20 protein-coding genes are annotated in these 17,836 nt (G+C 67.8%); 14 read left to right on the top strand and 6 right to left on the bottom strand.

The window, feature by feature from the left end; genetic code table 11:
- The first annotated feature begins 5 nt into the window (after positions 1-5).
- The 6 genes from rlmB (at position 6) to alr (ending at position 4,613) form a co-directional block, all read left to right on the top strand.
- Positions 6-776 (top strand): 23S rRNA (guanosine(2251)-2'-O)-methyltransferase RlmB, encoded by a 771-nt coding sequence (gene rlmB, locus C8D93_RS00780; RefSeq protein WP_211307132.1) that lies wholly within the window; start codon positions 6-8, stop codon positions 774-776.
- A 135-nt stretch (positions 777-911) separates the two neighbouring features.
- Positions 912-1,352, top strand: a complete 441-nt coding sequence (gene rpsF / locus C8D93_RS00785; RefSeq protein ID WP_110263267.1) for a 30S ribosomal protein S6 — start codon at positions 912-914, stop codon at positions 1,350-1,352.
- A 3-nt stretch (positions 1,353-1,355) separates the two neighbouring features.
- A complete protein-coding gene (rpsR, locus tag C8D93_RS00790; protein ID WP_110263268.1) occupies positions 1,356-1,583 on the top strand; it encodes a 30S ribosomal protein S18 in 228 nt (75 codons plus the stop codon).
- Positions 1,584-1,594: 11 nt separating this feature from the next.
- Positions 1,595-2,053, top strand: a complete 459-nt coding sequence (gene rplI / locus C8D93_RS00795; RefSeq protein ID WP_110263269.1) for a 50S ribosomal protein L9 — start codon at positions 1,595-1,597, stop codon at positions 2,051-2,053.
- Between the two features lie 119 nt (positions 2,054-2,172).
- On the top strand, positions 2,173-3,525 hold the full coding sequence (gene dnaB, locus C8D93_RS00800; RefSeq protein ID WP_110263802.1) for a replicative DNA helicase: 1,353 nt from the start codon (positions 2,173-2,175) through the stop codon (positions 3,523-3,525).
- Positions 3,522-4,613 (top strand): alanine racemase, encoded by a 1,092-nt coding sequence (gene alr / locus C8D93_RS00805; RefSeq protein ID WP_110263270.1) that lies wholly within the window; start codon positions 3,522-3,524, stop codon positions 4,611-4,613. Before dnaB ends, alr begins: the two co-directional genes overlap by 4 nt.
- Positions 4,614-4,665: 52 nt before the next feature.
- Here alr and C8D93_RS00810 read toward each other — a convergent pair whose 3' ends face one another.
- The 4 genes from C8D93_RS00810 to C8D93_RS00825 all read right to left on the bottom strand — a co-directional run bounded on the left by C8D93_RS00810 (position 4,666) and on the right by C8D93_RS00825 (position 9,247).
- Positions 4,666-4,959 (bottom strand): hypothetical protein, encoded by a 294-nt coding sequence (locus C8D93_RS00810; RefSeq protein WP_146216474.1) that lies wholly within the window; start codon positions 4,957-4,959, stop codon positions 4,666-4,668.
- A gap of 82 nt (positions 4,960-5,041) precedes the next feature.
- Positions 5,042-5,758: an FHA domain-containing protein gene (locus C8D93_RS00815; RefSeq protein ID WP_110263272.1), complete on the bottom strand. Its 717-nt coding sequence runs from the start codon at positions 5,756-5,758 to the stop codon at positions 5,042-5,044.
- A gap of 2 nt (positions 5,759-5,760) precedes the next feature.
- Entirely contained in the window at positions 5,761-6,582 is an 822-nt protein-coding gene (locus C8D93_RS00820) for a Stp1/IreP family PP2C-type Ser/Thr phosphatase (RefSeq protein WP_110263803.1), read from the bottom strand.
- A 7-nt stretch (positions 6,583-6,589) separates the two neighbouring features.
- A complete protein-coding gene (locus tag C8D93_RS00825) occupies positions 6,590-9,247 on the bottom strand; it encodes a CHASE2 domain-containing serine/threonine-protein kinase (protein ID WP_245903773.1) in 2,658 nt (885 codons plus the stop codon).
- Between the two features lie 84 nt (positions 9,248-9,331).
- Here C8D93_RS00825 and radA point away from each other — a divergent pair, with 84 nt between their 5' ends.
- On the top strand, positions 9,332-10,687 hold the full coding sequence (radA, locus tag C8D93_RS00830) for a DNA repair protein RadA (protein ID WP_110263274.1): 1,356 nt from the start codon (positions 9,332-9,334) through the stop codon (positions 10,685-10,687).
- A gap of 10 nt (positions 10,688-10,697) precedes the next feature.
- On the opposite strand, the gene C8D93_RS00835 is transcribed toward radA, so the two are convergent.
- Positions 10,698-11,984 carry an HlyC/CorC family transporter gene (locus C8D93_RS00835; protein WP_110263275.1) on the bottom strand — a complete coding sequence of 429 codons (1,287 nt, stop codon included), beginning with the start codon at positions 11,982-11,984 and terminating at the stop codon, positions 10,698-10,700.
- 87 nt (positions 11,985-12,071) lie between these two features.
- Entirely contained in the window at positions 12,072-12,854 is a 783-nt protein-coding gene (locus C8D93_RS00840) for a cytochrome C assembly family protein (protein WP_110263276.1), read from the bottom strand.
- A gap of 102 nt (positions 12,855-12,956) precedes the next feature.
- On the opposite strand from C8D93_RS00840, the gene C8D93_RS00845 reads away from it, so the two are divergent.
- The 7 genes from C8D93_RS00845 (at position 12,957) to rplS (ending at position 17,747) form a co-directional block, all read left to right on the top strand.
- The gene (locus C8D93_RS00845; protein WP_110263277.1) at positions 12,957-13,727 is read left to right on the top strand and encodes an MBL fold metallo-hydrolase; all 771 of its coding nucleotides are present in this window, start codon (positions 12,957-12,959) and stop codon (positions 13,725-13,727) included.
- Positions 13,728-13,789: 62 nt separating this feature from the next.
- On the top strand, positions 13,790-15,154 hold the full coding sequence (ffh, locus tag C8D93_RS00850) for a signal recognition particle protein (protein ID WP_110263278.1): 1,365 nt from the start codon (positions 13,790-13,792) through the stop codon (positions 15,152-15,154).
- Entirely contained in the window at positions 15,154-15,774 is a 621-nt protein-coding gene (locus C8D93_RS00855; RefSeq protein WP_245903775.1) for a TlpA family protein disulfide reductase, read from the top strand. The genes ffh and C8D93_RS00855 overlap by 1 nt, the downstream gene beginning before the upstream one ends.
- 66 nt (positions 15,775-15,840) lie before the next feature.
- On the top strand, positions 15,841-16,089 hold the full coding sequence (gene rpsP / locus C8D93_RS00860) for a 30S ribosomal protein S16 (protein WP_110263279.1): 249 nt from the start codon (positions 15,841-15,843) through the stop codon (positions 16,087-16,089).
- A 5-nt stretch (positions 16,090-16,094) separates the two neighbouring features.
- Positions 16,095-16,619: a ribosome maturation factor RimM gene (gene rimM / locus C8D93_RS00865; RefSeq protein WP_110263280.1), complete on the top strand. Its 525-nt coding sequence runs from the start codon at positions 16,095-16,097 to the stop codon at positions 16,617-16,619.
- 8 nt (positions 16,620-16,627) lie between these two features.
- Positions 16,628-17,377, top strand: coding sequence for a tRNA (guanosine(37)-N1)-methyltransferase TrmD (trmD, locus tag C8D93_RS00870; protein WP_110263805.1), 750 nt, complete (start codon positions 16,628-16,630; stop codon positions 17,375-17,377).
- 16 nt (positions 17,378-17,393) lie between these two features.
- The gene (rplS, locus tag C8D93_RS00875; RefSeq protein ID WP_110263281.1) at positions 17,394-17,747 is read left to right on the top strand and encodes a 50S ribosomal protein L19; all 354 of its coding nucleotides are present in this window, start codon (positions 17,394-17,396) and stop codon (positions 17,745-17,747) included.
- Positions 17,748-17,836 lie beyond the last annotated feature (89 nt).

The following is a 17,836-nucleotide window of genomic DNA, read 5'->3' on the forward strand; positions in this document are numbered from 1 at the left end:
GCGACGTGGCAAGAACAACGCTGATCGGCGGCTTTCACGCCGTGCTTGCGGTGCTGGAGGATGCGCACGACAAGCCGTTCGAGATACTGCTGGCCGACAGTCGCGACGATGCGCGTGCGCGGCAGGTGCGCGCACTGGCGCAGACGCGTGACGTGCGCCTGCGTGTCGTCGCGCGCAGCGAACTGGACATCAAGGCCCCCGGCCTGCGCCACCAGGGCGTCCTCGCCTACGTTGCCGAGAAGGCCTTTGATGCCGAGGATCTGCTGTATCGCGCCGCGGAGCCGCATCACCTGCTGCTGGTGCTCGATGGGGTGCAGGACCCGCACAACCTCGGTGCCTGCCTGCGGACGGCCGAAGCCGCCGGCGTGACGGCCGTCGTGCTGCCCAAGGATCGCAGTACCGGGCTGACCGCGGTCGTCCGAAAGGCGGCGGCCGGCGCCGCGGAGCGCGTGCCGCTGGTGGCCGTGACCAACCTGGCCCGCACGCTGACGCGGCTCAAGGAGCTCGGATACTGGATCACCGGCCTGGACGGCGAGAGCAAGGACACGCTCTACGACGTCGACCTCACCGGTCCCACGGTGCTGGTCATGGGTGCCGAAGGGGAGGGCATGCGTCGTCTGACCCGCGAAGGCTGCGACCGGCTGGTCAGGATTCCGATGCAGGGCAAGATCGAGAGCCTGAACGTCTCGGTGGCTGCCGCGGTGTGCCTGTACGAAGCCGTCCGCCAGCGGCGGCCGACCGGCCGACGCGCCGGCGCGATTGCAACAAGTCGCTGATTCCCCTAATATCCGCGCCCCCGTGCCGACCCGGCGCGGTTGTCAGCCACTTGCTCCACGGCCGGCGCGCGCCGCGTCCGGGAGCCGCACGAAGGACCGCGTCGCAGCGGTGTCGTGCGTCCACAAGGAGATGCAATGCGACACTATGAAATCGTCGTCATGGTGCATCCGGACCAGAGTGAACAGGTTCCGGCCATGATCGAACGCTACAAGGGCATGGTCGAGGCCGGCGGCGGCAAGGTTCACCGCCTCGAGGACTGGGGCCGGCGTCAGCTCGCCTATCCGGTCGGCAAGGCGCACAAGGCGCACTACGTGCTCATGAACTTCGAGATGAACGCCGAGACGCTGGCCGAGCTCGAAGGGGCCTTCAAATTCAACGACGCCGTCATCCGCCGTCTGGTCGTCAAGAAGGACAAGGCGGTGACCGTGCAGTCGCCGCTGTTCAAGGCGCCGGAAGAAGAGCGCAAGGGCGGCAGCGAGTATCGCTCGCGCCGCAATGACGGCGACACCGACGGCGAGTCGGAGTCCGACAGCAAGCAGACCGGGGACGCCAACGCCTCGGAAGCAGGAGCCTGAGCCATGGCACAGTTTTTCCGCCGCAAGAAGTCGTGCAAGTTCAGCGCCGAGGGCGCACCCGAGATCGACTACAAGGATCTCAACGTGCTCAAGCAGTACGTCGGCGAGAACGGCAAGATCGTGCCGGCCCGCATCACGGGCACGCGCTCGCGCTACCAGCGTGAGCTGGCGCTGGCCATCAAGCGGGCGCGCTACCTGGCGCTGCTGCCGTACACCGACCGTCACGGCTGAGGGCTAGGAGCATGGACGTCATTCTGCTGGAAAAGATCAAGAAGCTCGGCGATCTGGGCGACACCGTGAAGGTCAAGTCCGGATTCGGGCGCAACTACCTGCTGCCGCAGGGCAAGGCGCTCCCCGCGACCGACGAGAACCGCAAGGTCTTCGAGACGCGCAAGGCCGAGCTGATGAAGAAGTCGCAGGACAGCCTCAACGCCGCGAAGATGCGCGCCGAGAAGCTGGCCGGCCTGACGGTGACGATCACCGCGCTGGCGAGCGAGGAAGGCAAGCTCTACGGGTCGATCGGCCCCGGCGAGATCGTCGATGCCGCGGCGGCGCAGGGCGTGGACCTGCATCGCAACGAGATCGACATGGTCACCGGACCGATTCGCGCGGTCGGCAGCTATGCGGTCGCCGTGCAGCTGCACTCCGAGGTCGAGTCGAGTCTGACCGTCATCGTCGAGGAACAGCGCGGCAAGGGCTGATACTTTGCCCCCGTGTTCCGGTTCAGCGGCCCGCCTTCGTGCGGGCCGCTGCATTTCAGGCGCCCCCGCGGCATGTGCGCGGGTATGATCCGAGGTTCATGAGCACTCCCGCCGCCAGACTGCAGGCCCAGCCGAAGCTGCCGCCGTACTCGATCGAGGCCGAGCAATCGGTGCTCGGCGGGCTGATGCTGGACAACCGGGCGTGGAACGAGCTCGGCGATCGCCTGTCCGCGGAGGACTTCTACCGGGAGGATCACCAGCTGATCTACCGGGCGATCTGCGAGCTGGTCGGCACCGCACGCCCCTGCGATTTCGTCACGCTCTCCGAGCATCTCAAGGCGCGCGGCCAGCTCGACGAGGCCGGCGGGCTGGCGTATCTGGGCAGCCTCGCCAACGACACGCCGAGCGCCGCCAATGTGCTCGCCTACGCCGACATCGTCCGCGAGCGGGCAGTGTTGCGCGGGCTGGTCGCCGCCGGTGGCGACATCGCGGAGCTGGGTTTTCGCGCCGACGGCCGCAGCTACGCCGAGCTGCTGGACATCGCCGAGCAGAAGGTCTTTGCGCTGCGCTCGCGCGCCGAGCATGCGCGTTCCAGTTACCACGCGATGCCCGAGCTGATGAAGCAGCTCGAGGAAAAGATCGAGTTTCTGCGGAGCAACCCCTCCGGTCTGGCCGGACTGTCGACGGGCTTCGTCGACCTGGATGCGAAGACCACCGGCCTGCACCCGGGCGATCTGGTGATCCTCGCGGGGCGTCCGTCGATGGGCAAGACCAGCTTCGCGCTGAACGTGGCGGAACATGTGGCGCTGTACGAGAAGAAGCCCGCGGCGGTGTTCAGCATGGAAATGCCGGCCGAGCAGCTCGCGTTGCGCATGCTGTCGTCGTTCGCGCGCATCCCCATGGGGCGGCTGCGCAGTGGTGACCTCGACGATCGCGACTGGGACCGGCTGGTGTCGCAGGGAGGTTTGATTCGCGAGGCGCCGCTGTACATCGACGAGACCGGCGCGCTGTCGCCGCTGGACCTGCGCGCACGCGCGCGCCGCATCAAGGCGCGTCACGGTCTGGGCCTGATCGTCGTCGACTACATCCAGCTGATGCAGGTGCCGGGAACCAAGGAAAACCGCACCAACGAGATCTCGGAGATCTCGCGCAGTCTCAAGGCACTGGCGAAGGAACTCGAGGTGCCGGTCATTGCACTGTCGCAGCTCAACCGCGGCGTCGAGCAGCGTGACAACAAGCGGCCGCGCATGGCCGACCTGCGCGAGTCCGGCGGCATCGAGCAGGACGCGGACCTGGTCGTGTTCATCTATCGCGACGAGGTCTACAACAGGGAATCCCCCGACGCCGGGACCGCGGAGATCATCATCGCCAAGCAGCGCAACGGGCCGCTCGGAACGGTCAAGACGGCGTTTCTCGGCGAGTTCACGCGTTTCGACAACCTCGCGCAAGGCTTCGACGACGGTTACGCATGATTCCGCGCGTCACCGCGAGCGTCGATCTGTCGGCGTTGACCCACAATCTGGGTGTCGTCCGTCGCATCGCTCCGCGGTCCAGGGTGATGGCGGCAGTCAAGGCCGATGCCTATGGCCACGGCGCGGTTCCCGTTTCGCGGGCGCTCGAGGCCGCCGGCGTCGATACGCTGGCCGTTGCCTGCCTGGAAGAGGCCATGGCCTTGCGTCAGGCGCGCATCCAGGCGCCGATTGCCTTGCTCGAGGGGGTGATGTCCGGCGAGGAGGCCGCGCAGGCCGTCTACGAGCGTCTGCAGATCGTCGTGCACGATCACTGGCAGATCGACCTGCTCGAACGGCTGCCGACCAGCGCCCGCCTGACGCTGTGGCTCAAGCTCGACAGCGGCATGCACCGGCTCGGGTTTCCGCTCACCGATGTGCCGCGGCTGCGGGACGTGCTGGCGCGTCATCCGGGGTGGACATTCGCCGGCTGGATGACGCATCTGGCCTGCGCCGACGAACCCGACAACGCCTTCACGCGCGAGCAGATCGCGCGCTTCGAGGCTGCCCTGTCCGGCGCGCCGGGGCCGCGGTCGATCGCGAACTCCGCCGGCCTGCTCGCCTGGCCGCAGGCGCGGGTCGACTGGGTGCGGCCCGGGCTGGCGCTCTACGGCTGTTCGCCGCTGCCGGAGATGCCGGCCCTCGGCCTGGGGCTGCGACCGGCGATGCGGCTGGAAAGCCGCCTGATCGCCGTCCGCGAGTACGCGGCAGGCGAGGGGGTCGGCTACGGTCTGCGCTACCGCTGCCCGGAGCGCATGCGCATCGGCGTGGTGTCCGTCGGCTACGCCGACGGGATGCACCGCGCGTTCCGCGACGGCACGCCGGTGCTGGTCCGCGGCCGCCGGGCCTATCTGGCCGGGCGCGTGTCGATGGACATGATCACCGTCGACCTGCGCGAGGTGGCCGATGCTGCCGTCGGCGACCCCGTCCTGTTGTGGGGTGAAGGACTGCCGGCCGAGCAGATCGCGACCTGGGCCGACACGCTGTCGTACGAGCTGTTCTGCGGTCTGACGCAGCGGGTGCGGTTTCGCTACCGGGGCGCACCCGCCTGAAACGAGAAAGGCCACGCCGGGCGTGGCCTTCGGATGCTCGCAGCGGCAATCCTCAGTTGACCGACGCCGAGGAGCGGCGGATCGCGTCGGACAGCGTGACCGCGCCGGTGCGATCGAGTTGCTCGCGGGTGATCACCTGACCGGGGGCACCCGTGCAGGGACGATCCTCCGAGGTCTTGAGACGGCTGCCCGTCTGCTGCAGGCAGCGGTTCGTTTCGGTCTCGTCCGGCTCGCTGGCCTGCGCATTCGTGGTGCCCTCGTCAGGCAGCGCTGCCGGCTCTGCGGCGTACAGGCCCGACGCGCCCAGCAGGGCGAGCCCGGCGGCGAGGGGGGTCAGTTTGTTCATGCGCATGCTCCGGCAGACGGTGGGTCGGCAGTACGCTGCTCGCCGTTACCTGTCCCTTGCCTGAACGACCGCCTCCCGGGCCTCAGGCCTCAAGCAGGAAGGTCATCCGCGTACCGACGAGTTCCACGGTGTCGTTGTGCTGGAGCTTGCGTGCCTGCGTGTCGATCGGCTGCCCATTGAGCAGCGGGCGCTGCGAGCCACTGTCGCCGCCGACGTGGACGATGTAGTAACCGTCCGCACGCCGGGTCACGGCGGCCACCTGAACGCCCGGCTTGCCGATCGTGGTGAGCGCCTTGGACAGCTCCAGTTCCTTGCCTGCGTTCGGACCCGAGGCGACCCGGAGCTTGCCGAGCATCGGCTTGGCGGAGGGGGGCGGCGTCGGGCGTGCCGCGGTCGCCGCCGGTGCGGCGGCCGGCGGCGCATCGGCGGCCTGGCTCACCTGTGCATCGAAGGCCGCGCCGAACTGGCCCGGCTTGAGGATCATGGTGCGCTCGAAGTCGTCGTCGACGCCCGCCTCGCCTTCGTAGCGCAGGGTGTTGCGCCCGATAGAGATGACGTCGCCGTGCGACAGGGGATGCTTCGCGATCGCCTTGCCGTTGACCTGGGTGCCGTTGGTCGAGTCCAGGTCCTCGAGAAAGGAGTCCTGGAGGATGGTGATGACCACGGCGTGATGCCCGGAAACCGCCTTGTCGGCGAGCGGGATGTCGTTGTCCGCATGCCGTCCAATGGTGATCCGCTCCTTGGTCAACTCGACCTCGGAGTTCTTGCCGCTGCTGTCGGTGACGATGAGCTTGCCCATTTTCAGAACCATTCCATCAGACGTTCATACCAGCGCCGGCCGCGTGCGAACGAACTGTCCACCCGTGCAAGCACAACCGAAACATTATCCTTGCCCCCAGCCGCGTTCGCGAGCGTCACCAGTTCCAATGCGGCGTGGTCAAGCGTAGCAGCGTGCCTGTCCAGTGTTAAGCCGATCTGGTTGTCGTCGACCATGTCGGTCAGGCCGTCGGAACACAGGAGGATGACGTCGCCGATCTCGGCGGTTTCCTCGATCAGGTCGACGCCGACGTCCGATTCGACACCGAGCGCGCGCGTCACGATGTTCTTGCGCACCAGCCGCGATGCGTCCTCGCGGCTGTAGTGGCCGCGGGCGATCAGCTCCTCGACCAGCGAGTGATCGCGGGTGATCTGTTCGAGCCTGCCGTTGCGGAAGCGGTACAGCCGCGAGTCGCCGACGTAGGCGATCGAGAGCCGGTCGTCGTGCAGCAGACAGGCCACGATCGTCGTGCCCATGCCGGCGCACTGCGGCTGGCTCTGCGCCACCGAGTGGATCGTCCGGTGCGCCTGCTCGACCGCCTCGCGCAGCGCCAGCGTCTCGACGCTGTGACCGCTGTCGGCATCGATCTCGCCATGGCGCAGCTCCGGCCACTGCCGGCGCATGAGGTCCAGCACGGTGGTCACCGAGATGCCGCTGGCGATCTCGCCGGCGTTGTAGCCGCCCATGCCGTCCGCCAGGACCAGCAAGCCGATGTCCGGGTCCTCGCCGACGGCGTCCTCGTTGTTGCTGCGCACCCGGCCGGTGTCGGTGGCCAGTGCCGTTGCAACCTTGCCCTTGAGTGCCATGCGACGCTCAGGCGCCCGCCGCCGCGCGCAGCTCGCGGGCGACATCGGCACCGCGTGCGTAGCGCGCATCGGCGCTCTTCTGCAGCAGGCGATCGACGATTGGAGCGACGGCCTCGGGAAGATCCGGGCGCAGCCCGTGGATCGGGGTGTGGGGTTCGGTGGCGATCTTCATCATCAGGTTCACCATCGAATTGGCCTGGAACGGCAGCGCGCCGGTGAGCAACTGGAACAGCGTCACGCCGAGCGAGAACAGGTCCGAACGGCCGTCGACGCGCTTGCCCGCGAGCTGCTCGGGCGACATGTAGCTGGGCGAGCCCAGGACCATGCCGGTCTTGGTCTTGTTGGAGTCGGTGAGCCGGGCGATGCCGAAGTCCATCAGCTTCACCGCGCGGCTGGACTCGACCAGCATCATGTTCGCCGGCTTGATGTCGCGATGGATCACGCCGCTGGCGTGGGCGTAGTCCAGGGCGTCGGCGGCATCGGCGATAAGCCGCAGAACATCGGGGACCGGCAGCAGCGCGTCGGCCTTGCAGTGCCGGGTGAGGTCGTGCCCCTTGATGAACTCCATGGCGATGTAGGCCAGGTCGTGCTCTTCGCCGGCGTCGAAGATCGACACGATGTTCGGATGGCTCAGGCGCCCGGCGGTTTCCGCCTCGCGGAAGAAGCGCTCCTTCACGCCGGCGAGTTCGTCTGGCTCGAACTCCTGCGACAGCGCCATCGTCTTGATGGCAACCTGGCGGCCGATCTTAGGGTCACGGCCGACGTAGACGATGCCCATTGCCCCCTTGCCGAGTTCCTTTTCGACCTGGTAGCGCCCGAGCATCGGCTTCTCGAGCTCTGCGGTCGCGTCGAGCACGAGCGTGCCGCCGGGGTGGGCCGATGCGGCGCTGCCGCCGAGGATCACGGTTTCCGACAGCTTCTTCGCCCGGCTCAGCTTCTGCTGCACGTCGCGGAACTCGCGATTGTGCTCGCCGATGTACTGATACACCGACTCGGCCTTATTGAACTGCCGCTTGCGCTCGAAGTCGAGCGCCAGGTTGTAGAGCAGATCCAGTGCCTTGTCGTCGACCGGTCGGACGCGACGGAACTTCTCGAAGGCCATGTCGAGTTGCCCCTGACCCTGGAAGGCGAGGCCGAGCATGCGGTTGGATTCGGCGCCCTCGACTTCGCTGCTGCGCTTGAGCCGTTCGGTGACGTTGAACTTCTTCACGGTCATGAACGCATGCCCCGCGATGAGGAACACGGCGGCCGTCGTCAGCTTGAACCACATCGCCTCCATCGCCATCAGGCCGATCTGTCCGCCGACCAGCATCAGCACGACGAGCGCGCTCAGCACGGCCGCGATCGTCGCCGGCAGGCGCGGCAGCAGCAGCGCGACGTACAGCGCCAGGGAAAGGAACACGCCGAGCTCGGCCCACGGCGCCCAGACGGGTCGGGTGAAGAAATCGCCCTGCAGCAGGCTCGACACGGCATGCGCGAGCGTGACCACGGGAGCCGTTGCCGCCGATACGGGCGTCGCGAAGGTGTCGCCGGTGCCGGCTGCCGTCGTGCCGATGAGGACGATGCGGTCGCGATAACGGTCGACCGGCAGTCGCCCGCTGAGCACGTCGTAGGCGGAGTCGACGGGAAACGCCGGCCGGCCGTCGACGTCACGGTAGAAGTGGGTGTACATGCGCAATGCCGGGCTCGTGCCGATGGCCTGCGGCCCCAGGTCCACGCCCTCTCCCAGCCGCACGGCGATGTCGTTGCCTTCCAGGTTCAGCGCGGTGGCGGCGATCATCAGTGACAGCGACGGATACAGCTCGTCGTAATGCTGCAGCACCAGCGGTTCGAAGCGCACCGCACCGTCCACGTCGGGCGTCACGTTGAGGTGCCCGATCGCGGCAGCCGCGGCGCCGATACCGGGAACCGGCACCTGGGCTTCGGTGGTCGGTAGCGGCGTCGCGCCGGCGGCACGTGCGCCCACGCGATCCTCGATGTTCGCGAGTGCATGGCGGCGAACGTAATCGGGCAGCGGCGCTTCCGGCCGGCCCTGCGGGCGGCCAATGGTGAACACCATCGGCAGGACCGCGCGCGCGTGAGCCTGCAGCGCGCTCGCCAGCGCGGCGTCGCCGGCCCCGGCGCTCGCAGCGGCCAGGTCGAGGCGGGTGCGCAGATCGCCGATGAGGCGTCCGTAGTCACGTGCCAACGCCGAGTCGGCGTAGGCGGCGGCGATGCCGCCGACGGCCGGGTCGCTGCTGGCGGCGTCCGCCAGCATCAGGCCGAAGGTCTCGATCTCGCCGGGGATCTGCCGGGTCAGCGCGGACTCGTCCAGCGTGGTGCGCAGCTCGGCGAGCGCATCGGCTCCGGCCCCCTGTTCCGGTTCCAGGTACAGCGCCGTGCTGCCGATGACGCGTGCGCCGCCGGCGTGCAGCTTCTCGATCAGCTCGCCCTGGCGCTGGCGCGGCCACGGCCAGCGACCGAGGTTGCGGATCGACTCGTCGTCGATGGCCACCACGGCGATCCGCTCCGACGGCGCCCGTTCGCGCGCACGCACGCCCAGATCGTAGGTGTAGCGTTCCAGCGATTCGAAGCCGCTGTCGAAGACCGCGAACGCCAGCACCGCGAAGAATGCGGAGAACAGCACGGCGGCGAACCAGTCGCGTCCCCAGACCTTTGCGCTCACTACGGCGTTCCCCCAAGGCATTGCGCTAACCTGATGGTACCTGTTTTGGGTGATGCCCCGACATGGAGCCTGCAGCGAGCGCCGATGGCAAAAAGCAAGATCGAATACGTCTGCCAGAGTTGCGGTGCGGCGAGCCCCAAGTGGTCGGGGCAGTGTGGCGACTGCGGCGCCTGGAACAGTCTGGTCGAGACCCAGGCGGCGCCGCGCGGCGCGCGCGCCGGCGGCATCAGCGGCACGGCGTCCGGACGCGTGCAGCGGTTGCGCGAGGTCAGCGCCGAGCAGACACCGCGCCTGGCGACCGGGCTGCCCGAAGTCGATCGGGTGTTCGGCGGCGGCGTCGTCCCCGGTGGCGTCTGCCTGCTGGGCGGCGATCCGGGCATCGGCAAGTCCACGCTGCTGCTGCAGGTCCTCTCGGCACTGCAGGACCGCAGCTCGACCCTCTACGTGACCGGCGAGGAGTCGCTCGCGCAGGTGCACCTGCGCGCGCAAAGGCTGGGGCTGCGCAATCTCGATGTGCCGGTGCTGGCCGAGACCTCGGTCGAGCAGATTCTGGCCCAGCTCGCGCAGCTCAAGCCGGCGTTCGTCGTCGTCGACTCGGTGCAGACGCTCTACACCGAGGCCCTGGAGCCGGCGCCCGGCTCGGTCTCGCAACTCCGCGAATCCGCGGCCCAGCTCGTGCGTCATGCCAAGGCGCACCAGACGGCGATCGTGCTCGTCGGGCATGTCACCAAGGATGGCGCCATTGCCGGTCCGCGCGTTCTCGAGCACATGGTGGACACCGTGCTGTACTTCGAGCACGACCCGGGTTCGCGCTACCGCATCGTGCGCGCGATCAAGAACCGCTTCGGCGCCGTGAACGAACTGGGCGTGTTCGCGATGACCGACGCCGGGCTCAAGGAAGTCAGCAATCCATCCGCGCTGTTCCTGTCGCGGCACGGTGATCCGGTGCCGGGCAGCGTCATCACGGTCGCGCGCCAGGGGAGCCGGCCGCTGCTGGTGGAAGTCCAGGCGCTGGTCGACCGCTCGCTCGCCGGTTCGCCGCGGCGCGTGACGCTCGGGCTCGAGAACAACCGGCTGAACATGCTGCTGGCCGTACTGCATCGACACGGCGGCATCGCGCTCTCGGATCAGGACGTCTACGCCAACGTCGTCGGTGGCATGCGCATCCACGAGACCGCCGCCGATTTGCCGCTGCTGATGGCGGCCTTGTCGAGTTTTCGCTCGCGTCCCTGGCCTGGCGATACGGTGGTCTTCGGTGAAGTGGGCCTCGCCGGGGAAGTGCGCCCCGTCGCCGGCGGTGAGGAGCGCCTGGCCGAGGCTGCCAAGCAAGGGTTCCGGCGGGCGATCGTTCCCGAGGGCAACCGCCCGCGGCGTGGGGCAAAGCTCGACCTGGAGATCGAAGCGGTCGGCAGGCTGTCGCAGGCACTCGAGCGCCTGTAGAGATGTAACGCTATGCGGCCTTGCGCGTTGCCGTCGGTGTTGGCGGCGGCCAGATGCGCGTGGACTTCACCGCGTTCGCACGCATCTCCGTGATCTCGAAGCCGTAGCCGGCGATCTCGGCCTTGACGCCTTCCTGCGGGAGGTGTTCGAGCTGTTCGAGCAGCAGTCCGTTGATGGTCTTGGGGCCGCTGGTGGGCAGCTTCCAGCCGAGGTTCTTGTTGAGGCTGCGGATCGTCACCGAGCCGGTGACGCGGTAGCTGCCATCGGCGTCGGCGTAGACGTTCTTGATGCGGGTCGCCGGGTCGGAGGTGAACTCGCCGATCACCTCCTCGAGGATGTCCTCGATGGTGACGAGGCCCTGGATGTCACCGTACTCGTCGACGACGAAACCGATGCGTCGCTTCTGGTTCTGGAAGTTGAGCAACTGCTGGTTGAGTGGCGTGCCTTCGGGAATGAAGTAGGGCTCGCGGGCGAGGGCCAGCAGGCTCTTCACGTCGAGCGCGTCCTCGGCCGCCAGGCGCACGACGCGACGCAGGTGCACCACGCCCTTGAGGTTGTCGATCGAACCGTCGAACAGCGGGATGCGCGTGTGCTGGCTGTTGGTGATGGCGTCGCGGATCGCCGACCAGGGTTCGGAGATGTCGATGCCGACGATCTCGTTGCGCGGCACCATGATGTCCTCGACGGTCGCGTTCTCGAGATCGAGGATCGACAGCAGCATCTTCTGGTGGCGATGCGGGATCATCGCGCCGGCCTCGGCGACGACCGTGCGCAGTTCCTCGGTGGACAGGCTGTGCTGGGCTGCCTCCTCGGGGGATACGCCGATGAGGCGCAGCAGCCCGTTACCGATCAGGGTGACGAGCCACACCAGCGGCCACAGCAGTCGCATCAGCGGCCACAGCACATAGGCCGCCGGGATCGCAAAACGTTCGGGGTGCAGGGCGGCGAGGGTCTTGGGCGTGACCTCACCGAAGATCAGCAGCAGCAGCGTCAGTGCGCCGGTGGCGATCGCGATGCCGCTCTCGCCGGGAAACAGGCGCAGGCCGATCACCGTGGCCAGTGCCGCGGCCAGCGTGTTGAAGAAGTTGTTGCCGAGCAGAATCGTGCCGATCAGCCGATCCGGCCGCTGCAGCATGCCCTGCGCCAGGCGTGCGCCGCGGTCACCCTTCTGCGCACGGGTCTTCAGGCGGTAACGATTCATCGTCATCAGCCCGGTCTCCGAACCGGAGAAGAAGGCTGAGCAGGCCAGCAGGGCAAAGAGCAATCCGAATAGAACGGATAAAGGAATATCGTCCAAGTGCGCGGCACGCGGTGACCGTATCGACCTCGCTAGTTAGCGAACGCAGCGCCCGCCTGTCAACCGGTCATGGATGAAGATTGTCCGCTAACTCCAGTGCGTGCCGAGAATTTGTTCGAGAATCAGCTTGCTGCCGAAGTACGCGAGAACCAGCATCGCGTAGCCGGTGAGGGTCCAGCGGATGGCCGTGCGGCCGCGCCAGCCATGGCGCTGCCGCCCCCACAGCAACACGGCGAAGATCAGCCAGGCGGTAACCGACAGCACGGTCTTGTGGGCAAGGTGCTGCGCCAGCCAGTCGCGGATGAACCACATGCCGGACAGCAGCGTCAGCGACAGCAGCAGAAAGCCGATGGCGATGAGCTGGAACAGCAGCCGTTCCATCGTCTGCAGCGGCGGCAGCGTCCGCGTCATGCGCGTCATGCGGTGGTCGTGCAGCAGCCGCTCCTGCAGGGCGAGTACTCCGGCATGGACCGCCGCGAGCGTCAGCAGGCCGGCGGACAGCAGAGACAGGACGATGTGGGTGCGAGCCTTCCAGTCGCCCACGGTCACGTCGCTGATCGGGGTCGGCAGCAGCGTCGCGAGCAGCATGGCCACGGCGGCAAACGGGTAGACCACGGTTCCGAGTGCGCGCAGGGGTTCGCGGAAGCACAGGGCCCACAGCAGCAGGGCCGACTGCCACGCGAACAGCGACAGGGCCTCGTTGATCCCGATCGTGATCGCGCCGCCGAGGAACACGTGCCCGCTCAGCGCCCAGGCATGCAGCGCCAGCGCAGGCAGTGGCAGCCAGCGCCCAGCCGCAGGAGAGGCCTGGCGGTAGTGCAGCCAGCCGGCCGTCAGATAGGCGGCCAGTGCGATGAGAACGAGGATCATGTCCGTGCAGCTTAGCACCGGCCAAGACGCGCTCGGGCGCGGGCTGCGGTCGGACCGGAACGCTGTGCTAGCATCGCCGGCGTCTCCCGGACGATCGAAGGCATGCGGATCAAGGTCCTCGGCTGTAGCGGTGGCGTCGGTCCCGGGCTGCGGACGACGAGCCTGCTGGTCGACGACGAGTTCCTGATCGACGCAGGCACCGGGGTAGGCGACCTGACGCTGACGCAGCAGCGCCGCATCCGCGGCGTATTCCTCACGCACTGCCATCTGGACCACGTCTGCGGCCTGGCGTTCATGGCCGACAACCTGTTCGACCTGATCGACCGGCCGATCGACGTGCATGCGACGGCGCAGACGCTGGGGCTGATCCGCGAGCACATCTTCAACTGGAAGATCTGGCCGGATTTCTCGGTCCTGCCCAACGAGAACCACCCGCTGCTGCGCTGGTGCGAGATCGGCGTCGGAGAAACCCTGGCCCTCGACGACGCGCGCGACCTGACCGTGTTCCCGGTGCTGCATACCGTGCCGGCCGTGGGTTGTGCGATCGCGGGGCGCCGCGGGACTTTCGCGTTCACCGGTGACACCTATGCCGACGACCACATGTGGAATGCGCTCAACGCGCTTCCGCGGCTCGACAAGCTGATGATCGAGATCGCGTTTCCGGACGAGCAGGCAGCGCTCGGGCACACGTCCAAGCATTTCACGCCGAGCCTGCTGGGCAGTGAGCTGAAGAAGCTGCGCCACCGGCCCAGGCTCTACCTGACGCATCACAAGCCCGGCTGCGAGGGCATGATCGAACGTCAGTGCCGTACGGCATTGCGCGGCTGGGACTACACCCACCTCAAGCGCGGCGACGTCATCGCCTTCGACTGAGCACCGGAACCGTTCGCTGACCCTACAATAGCGGCTGTTCAGACGGTACATCTCCCCGAGCCATGTTCGAAAACCTGACTTCGCGCCTGTCGCGCGTGCTCGACAGCATCCGTGGCCAGGGCCGCCTGACCGAAGAGCAGATCAACACCGCCGCGCGCGAGCTGCGCATGGCCCTGCTCGAAGCCGACGTGGCGCTGCCGGTCGTCAAGGACTTCGTGGAGCAGATCAAGTCGCGGGCGCTGGGCGTGGAGATCACGCAGTCGCTGACGCCGGGCCAGGAATTCCTGCGCGTGGTGCAGCAGGCCCTGACCGAGACGCTGGGCGGCAAGGCCGAGCCGCTGAACCTGCGGCAACAGCCGCCCGCGATCATCCTGATGGCCGGCCTGCAGGGCTCCGGCAAGACCACTACCACCGGCAAACTCGCGCGCCTGCTCAAGGAGCACGAGAAGAAGAAAGTGATGGTGGTGTCCTGCGACGTCTATCGCCCCGCGGCGATCGAGCAGCTGCGCATCGTCGCAGGGCAGGTGGGGGTGGACTGCTTCCCGTCCGCGGTCGGGCAGGACCCGGTCGCGATCGCGAGCGCCGCGCTGGCCGAGGCGAAGAAGCAGTACAGTGACGTGCTGATCGTCGATACCGCCGGCCGTACGACGGTCGACGAGGAGATGATGCGCGAGATCGCCGCGCTGCACGCCGCGATCACGCCGGTCGAGACCCTGTTCGTGGTCGACAGCATGACCGGCCAGGACGCGGCCAAGACCGCACGCGCGTTCGCCGACCGGCTGACACTGACCGGCGTCGTCCTCACCAAGGTCGACGGCGATGCCCGCGGCGGCGCGGCCCTGTCGGTCCGTCAGGTCACCGGCGCGCCGATCAAGTTCCTCGGCATCGGCGAGAAGTCCGACAAGCTCGAGGTCTTCCACCCGGACCGCATCGCCTCGCGCATTCTCGGACAGGGCGACGTCATGAGCCTGATCGAGGAGACCGTCCGCAAGGTCGATCAGGACAAGGCGCAGAAGCTCGCCGACAAGCTCAAGAAGACCAAGCGCTTCGACCTGGAAGATTTCCGCGAACAGATGCTACAGATGCAGAACATGGGCAGCATGGCGTCGCTGCTCGACAAGCTGCCGGGCGGTGCCCAGCTGCAGGCGCAGCTCAAGAATGTGGACGCCGATAAGCAGGTACGGCGCACCGTTGCGATCATCAACTCGATGACCCGCCATGAACGGCGCTTCCCGGACGTGATCAAGGCGTCGCGCAAGCGGCGCATCGCGGCCGGCAGCGGCGTCGAGGTGCAGGAGGTCAACCGCTTGTTGCGGCAGTTCGAGACCACCCGCGACATGATGAAGAAGGTGGCCAGCGGCGGGATGGCCAAGCTGATGCGCGCGATGGGCGGCCGCATGCCACCCGGCATGCTGCCGCGACGCTGATGCGCCGCCGCCCGGGGGCGTTCGCGGTCCGCCTGTTCGGCGCCTGCGCGCTGCTGGGCGCCGCGTGGGGGCCTGCGCCCGTGGCGGCCGGCAGTCTGCCGATGAGCATCGCCGCGCCGCGCGCAGAGGCCATCGGTGCCGGCGTCGAGGCGCCGGAGGCGGCCGGAATTCTCGTCAGCGGGAACCCGCCGGCCAGCGTGAGCCGGCTGCGCGGGCGTGTCCTCGTGGTGGAGTTCTGGGCGTCATGGTGCGGCCCGTGCATCGAGTCGATGCCGCGTCTCGATGCGCTGCGCAAGGAAATGCACGGCGCCGGCTATGCCGAGCGCTTCGAGGTCCTGGCCGTCGGACTCGACAAGCGGGTCGAGGACGCCGAGCGCTTTCTGCGCGTGCGGCCGGTGAGCTATCCGGTGGTCGTCGACACCATCGGCATCGCCTCGCGCAGCTACGGTGTCTGGCGCATGCCGGCCACGTTTCTCGTCGACGTCGACGGCACGATCAAGCAGATCTACCACGGCTACGGGCCGAGCTTCGGGGCCGATCTGAGAGGGCGGGTGATCGGGCTGTTGCGGGCGGATGCCCGGCGGCGCGCGCAACTCGCTCAAAGCACTGGAAATCCGTGACGAAATCGCTACAATACGCGGCCTTTTCGGCGGCCTTGGGGCCGTCCAGTCCTGGATAACGCAAAGATGGTAACGATTCGATTGGCCCGTGCCGGCGCGAAGAAGCGCCCGTTCTACCACGTGGTCGCCACGGAGAAGAGCAGCCCGCGTGACGGCCGCTTCATCGAGCGCCTCGGGCATTACAACCCGAACGCCCGCGGCGCCGAGCAGAAGCTGGTGCTCGACGTGGCCAAGGTCGAGGCTTGGCAGCAGAAGGGCGCGAAGCTGTCCGAGCGCGTCGCCTACCTGGTCAAGACGGCGCCCAAGGCCGCCTGATTCCGATGTCGGTGCGCCGGGTGACGCTGGGCCGCGTCGCCGGTGTCTACGGCGTCAAGGGCTGGTTGCGGATCGATTCGCAGACCCGCCCGGCGGCGAAGATTCTGAAGTACCCGGACTGGTGGGTGCGGCTCGAGGGCCGCAGTTTCCGGATCGAAGTGGTCGAGGGGCGGGCGCATGGCAATGGCGTCGTCGCGAAGATCACCGGAGAAGATGGCCAGGCCATCGATGACCGCGATCAGGCGGCGCGATGGATCGGTGCGACGATCGAGGTCGAGCGCGATGCGCTGCCGGTGCTGCCGAAGGGGCAGTATTACTGGATCGATCTGATCGGGCTGAACGTGGTGAATCCGGCCGGGGCGCATCTGGGCACCGTGCGGGAGATGACGAGCAACGGCAGCCAGGACATCCTGGTGGTCGTCGACGAGGCGGGCACGCAGCGGCTGATTCCGTTCGTGCTCAAGCACATCGTAAAGCGCGTGGAGATGGACGAAGCTCGCATCGTCTGCGCGTGGGAAACGGACTACTGACGATGTCGTTGAAGATCGACGTCGTCACGCTGTTCCCGGAGCTGGTGGAGCAGGTGGTGCGGCACGGCATGCCGCGCATCGCGGTGGAAGCGGGGCAACTCGCGCTGACCACGCGCGATCTGCGCGACTACAGCGAGAATCGCTGGCGCCGGGTCGACGACCGGCCCTACGGCGGCGGTCCGGGGATGGTGATCGAACCGCAGCCGCTGGCGGCGGCGGTGCAGGCGTCGAAGCAGGCCCTCACGGAGGGTACGGGTGCAGCGCAGGTGATCCTGCTGTCGCCCCAGGGTGAACGCTTCGACCAGCACTGGGCGCAGCGGTTGTCGCGGGAGCAGGGCCTGATCCTGCTCTGCGGGCGGTACGAAGGGCTCGACGAGCGTTTCGTGCGTGCGGAAGTGGATGTGGAGCTGTCGCTGGGCGACTTCGTGTTGTCGGGCGGCGAGCTGGCGGCGATGGCGGTGATCGATGCGATCGCGCGCCTGCTGCCCGGAGTGCTCGGTCATGCCGAGTCGGCGCAGAACGATTCGTTCTCGGCCGGCCTGCTGGACCACCCGCACTTCACGCGCCCGGAGGTCTGGCGTGGGGAGTCGGTGCCGGAGGTGCTGCTATCCGGCGACCATGCGCGCATCGCGCGATGGCGCCTCAAGCAGGCCCTGGGAGCGACATGGCTGAAGCGGCCCGATCTGCTGGACGGGGTCGCGATGAGTGACGAGGTACGGACGCTGCTGCGCGAGTTCATCTCCGAAGCGGCACTTTGAAGACGAGGTAAGGACGATGCGCGCGAACAAGATCATTGCCCAGATCGAGGCAGAGCAGATGACCAAGCAGGTCCCGGACTTCCGGGCCGGCGACACGGTCGAGGTGAAGGTGAAGGTGAAGGAAGGCGACCGCGAGCGCCTGCAGGCCTTCGAGGGCGTGGTCATCGCGCGGCGCAACCGCGGCATGCACTCGGCGTTCACCGTGCGCAAGGTGTCGCACGGCGAAGGTGTCGAGCGCGTGTTCCAGACCTACAGCCCGCAGGTGGCCGACATCTCGGTGAAGCGTCGCGGCGACGTGCGTCGCGCCAAGCTCTACTACCTGCGCAACCTGTCGGGCAAGAAGGCGCGCATCGCCGAAAAGCTCGACTGATCCGTCGGTCGCGGGCGCAGGCCCCGGCCGACCGCAGATCGGATCAAGGCGACCCCGCAGCCGCATGGCTGCGGGGTTTTTTCGTGTCC

Origin of the sequence: Sinimarinibacterium flocculans, from assembly GCF_003201205.1 — a bacterium.
GTDB classification, from domain to species: domain Bacteria; phylum Pseudomonadota; class Gammaproteobacteria; order Nevskiales; family Nevskiaceae; genus Solimonas; species Solimonas flocculans.

What these genes read in the sequence shown, in the direction of transcription:
- rpsF (WP_110263267.1), top strand. Translation starts at nt 912, where the DNA reads ATGCGACACTATGAAATCGTCGTCATGGTGCATCCGGACCAGAGTGAA.
- rpsR (WP_110263268.1), top strand. Translation starts at nt 1,356, where the DNA reads ATGGCACAGTTTTTCCGCCGCAAGAAGTCGTGCAAGTTCAGCGCCGAG.
- rplI (WP_110263269.1), top strand. Translation starts at nt 1,595, where the DNA reads ATGGACGTCATTCTGCTGGAAAAGATCAAGAAGCTCGGCGATCTGGGC.
- alr (WP_110263270.1), top strand. Translation starts at nt 3,522, where the DNA reads ATGATTCCGCGCGTCACCGCGAGCGTCGATCTGTCGGCGTTGACCCAC.
- C8D93_RS00810 (WP_146216474.1), bottom strand. Translation starts at nt 4,959, where the DNA reads ATGAACAAACTGACCCCCCTCGCCGCCGGGCTCGCCCTGCTGGGCGCG.
- C8D93_RS00815 (WP_110263272.1), bottom strand. Translation starts at nt 5,758, where the DNA reads ATGGGCAAGCTCATCGTCACCGACAGCAGCGGCAAGAACTCCGAGGTC.
- C8D93_RS00820 (WP_110263803.1), bottom strand. Translation starts at nt 6,582, where the DNA reads ATGGCACTCAAGGGCAAGGTTGCAACGGCACTGGCCACCGACACCGGC.
- radA (WP_110263274.1), top strand. Translation starts at nt 9,332, where the DNA reads ATGGCAAAAAGCAAGATCGAATACGTCTGCCAGAGTTGCGGTGCGGCG.
- C8D93_RS00840 (WP_110263276.1), bottom strand. Translation starts at nt 12,854, where the DNA reads ATGATCCTCGTTCTCATCGCACTGGCCGCCTATCTGACGGCCGGCTGG.
- C8D93_RS00845 (WP_110263277.1), top strand. Translation starts at nt 12,957, where the DNA reads ATGCGGATCAAGGTCCTCGGCTGTAGCGGTGGCGTCGGTCCCGGGCTG.
- ffh (WP_110263278.1), top strand. Translation starts at nt 13,790, where the DNA reads ATGTTCGAAAACCTGACTTCGCGCCTGTCGCGCGTGCTCGACAGCATC.
- C8D93_RS00855 (WP_245903775.1), top strand. Translation starts at nt 15,154, where the DNA reads ATGCGCCGCCGCCCGGGGGCGTTCGCGGTCCGCCTGTTCGGCGCCTGC.
- rpsP (WP_110263279.1), top strand. Translation starts at nt 15,841, where the DNA reads ATGGTAACGATTCGATTGGCCCGTGCCGGCGCGAAGAAGCGCCCGTTC.
- rimM (WP_110263280.1), top strand. Translation starts at nt 16,095, where the DNA reads ATGTCGGTGCGCCGGGTGACGCTGGGCCGCGTCGCCGGTGTCTACGGC.
- rplS (WP_110263281.1), top strand. Translation starts at nt 17,394, where the DNA reads ATGCGCGCGAACAAGATCATTGCCCAGATCGAGGCAGAGCAGATGACC.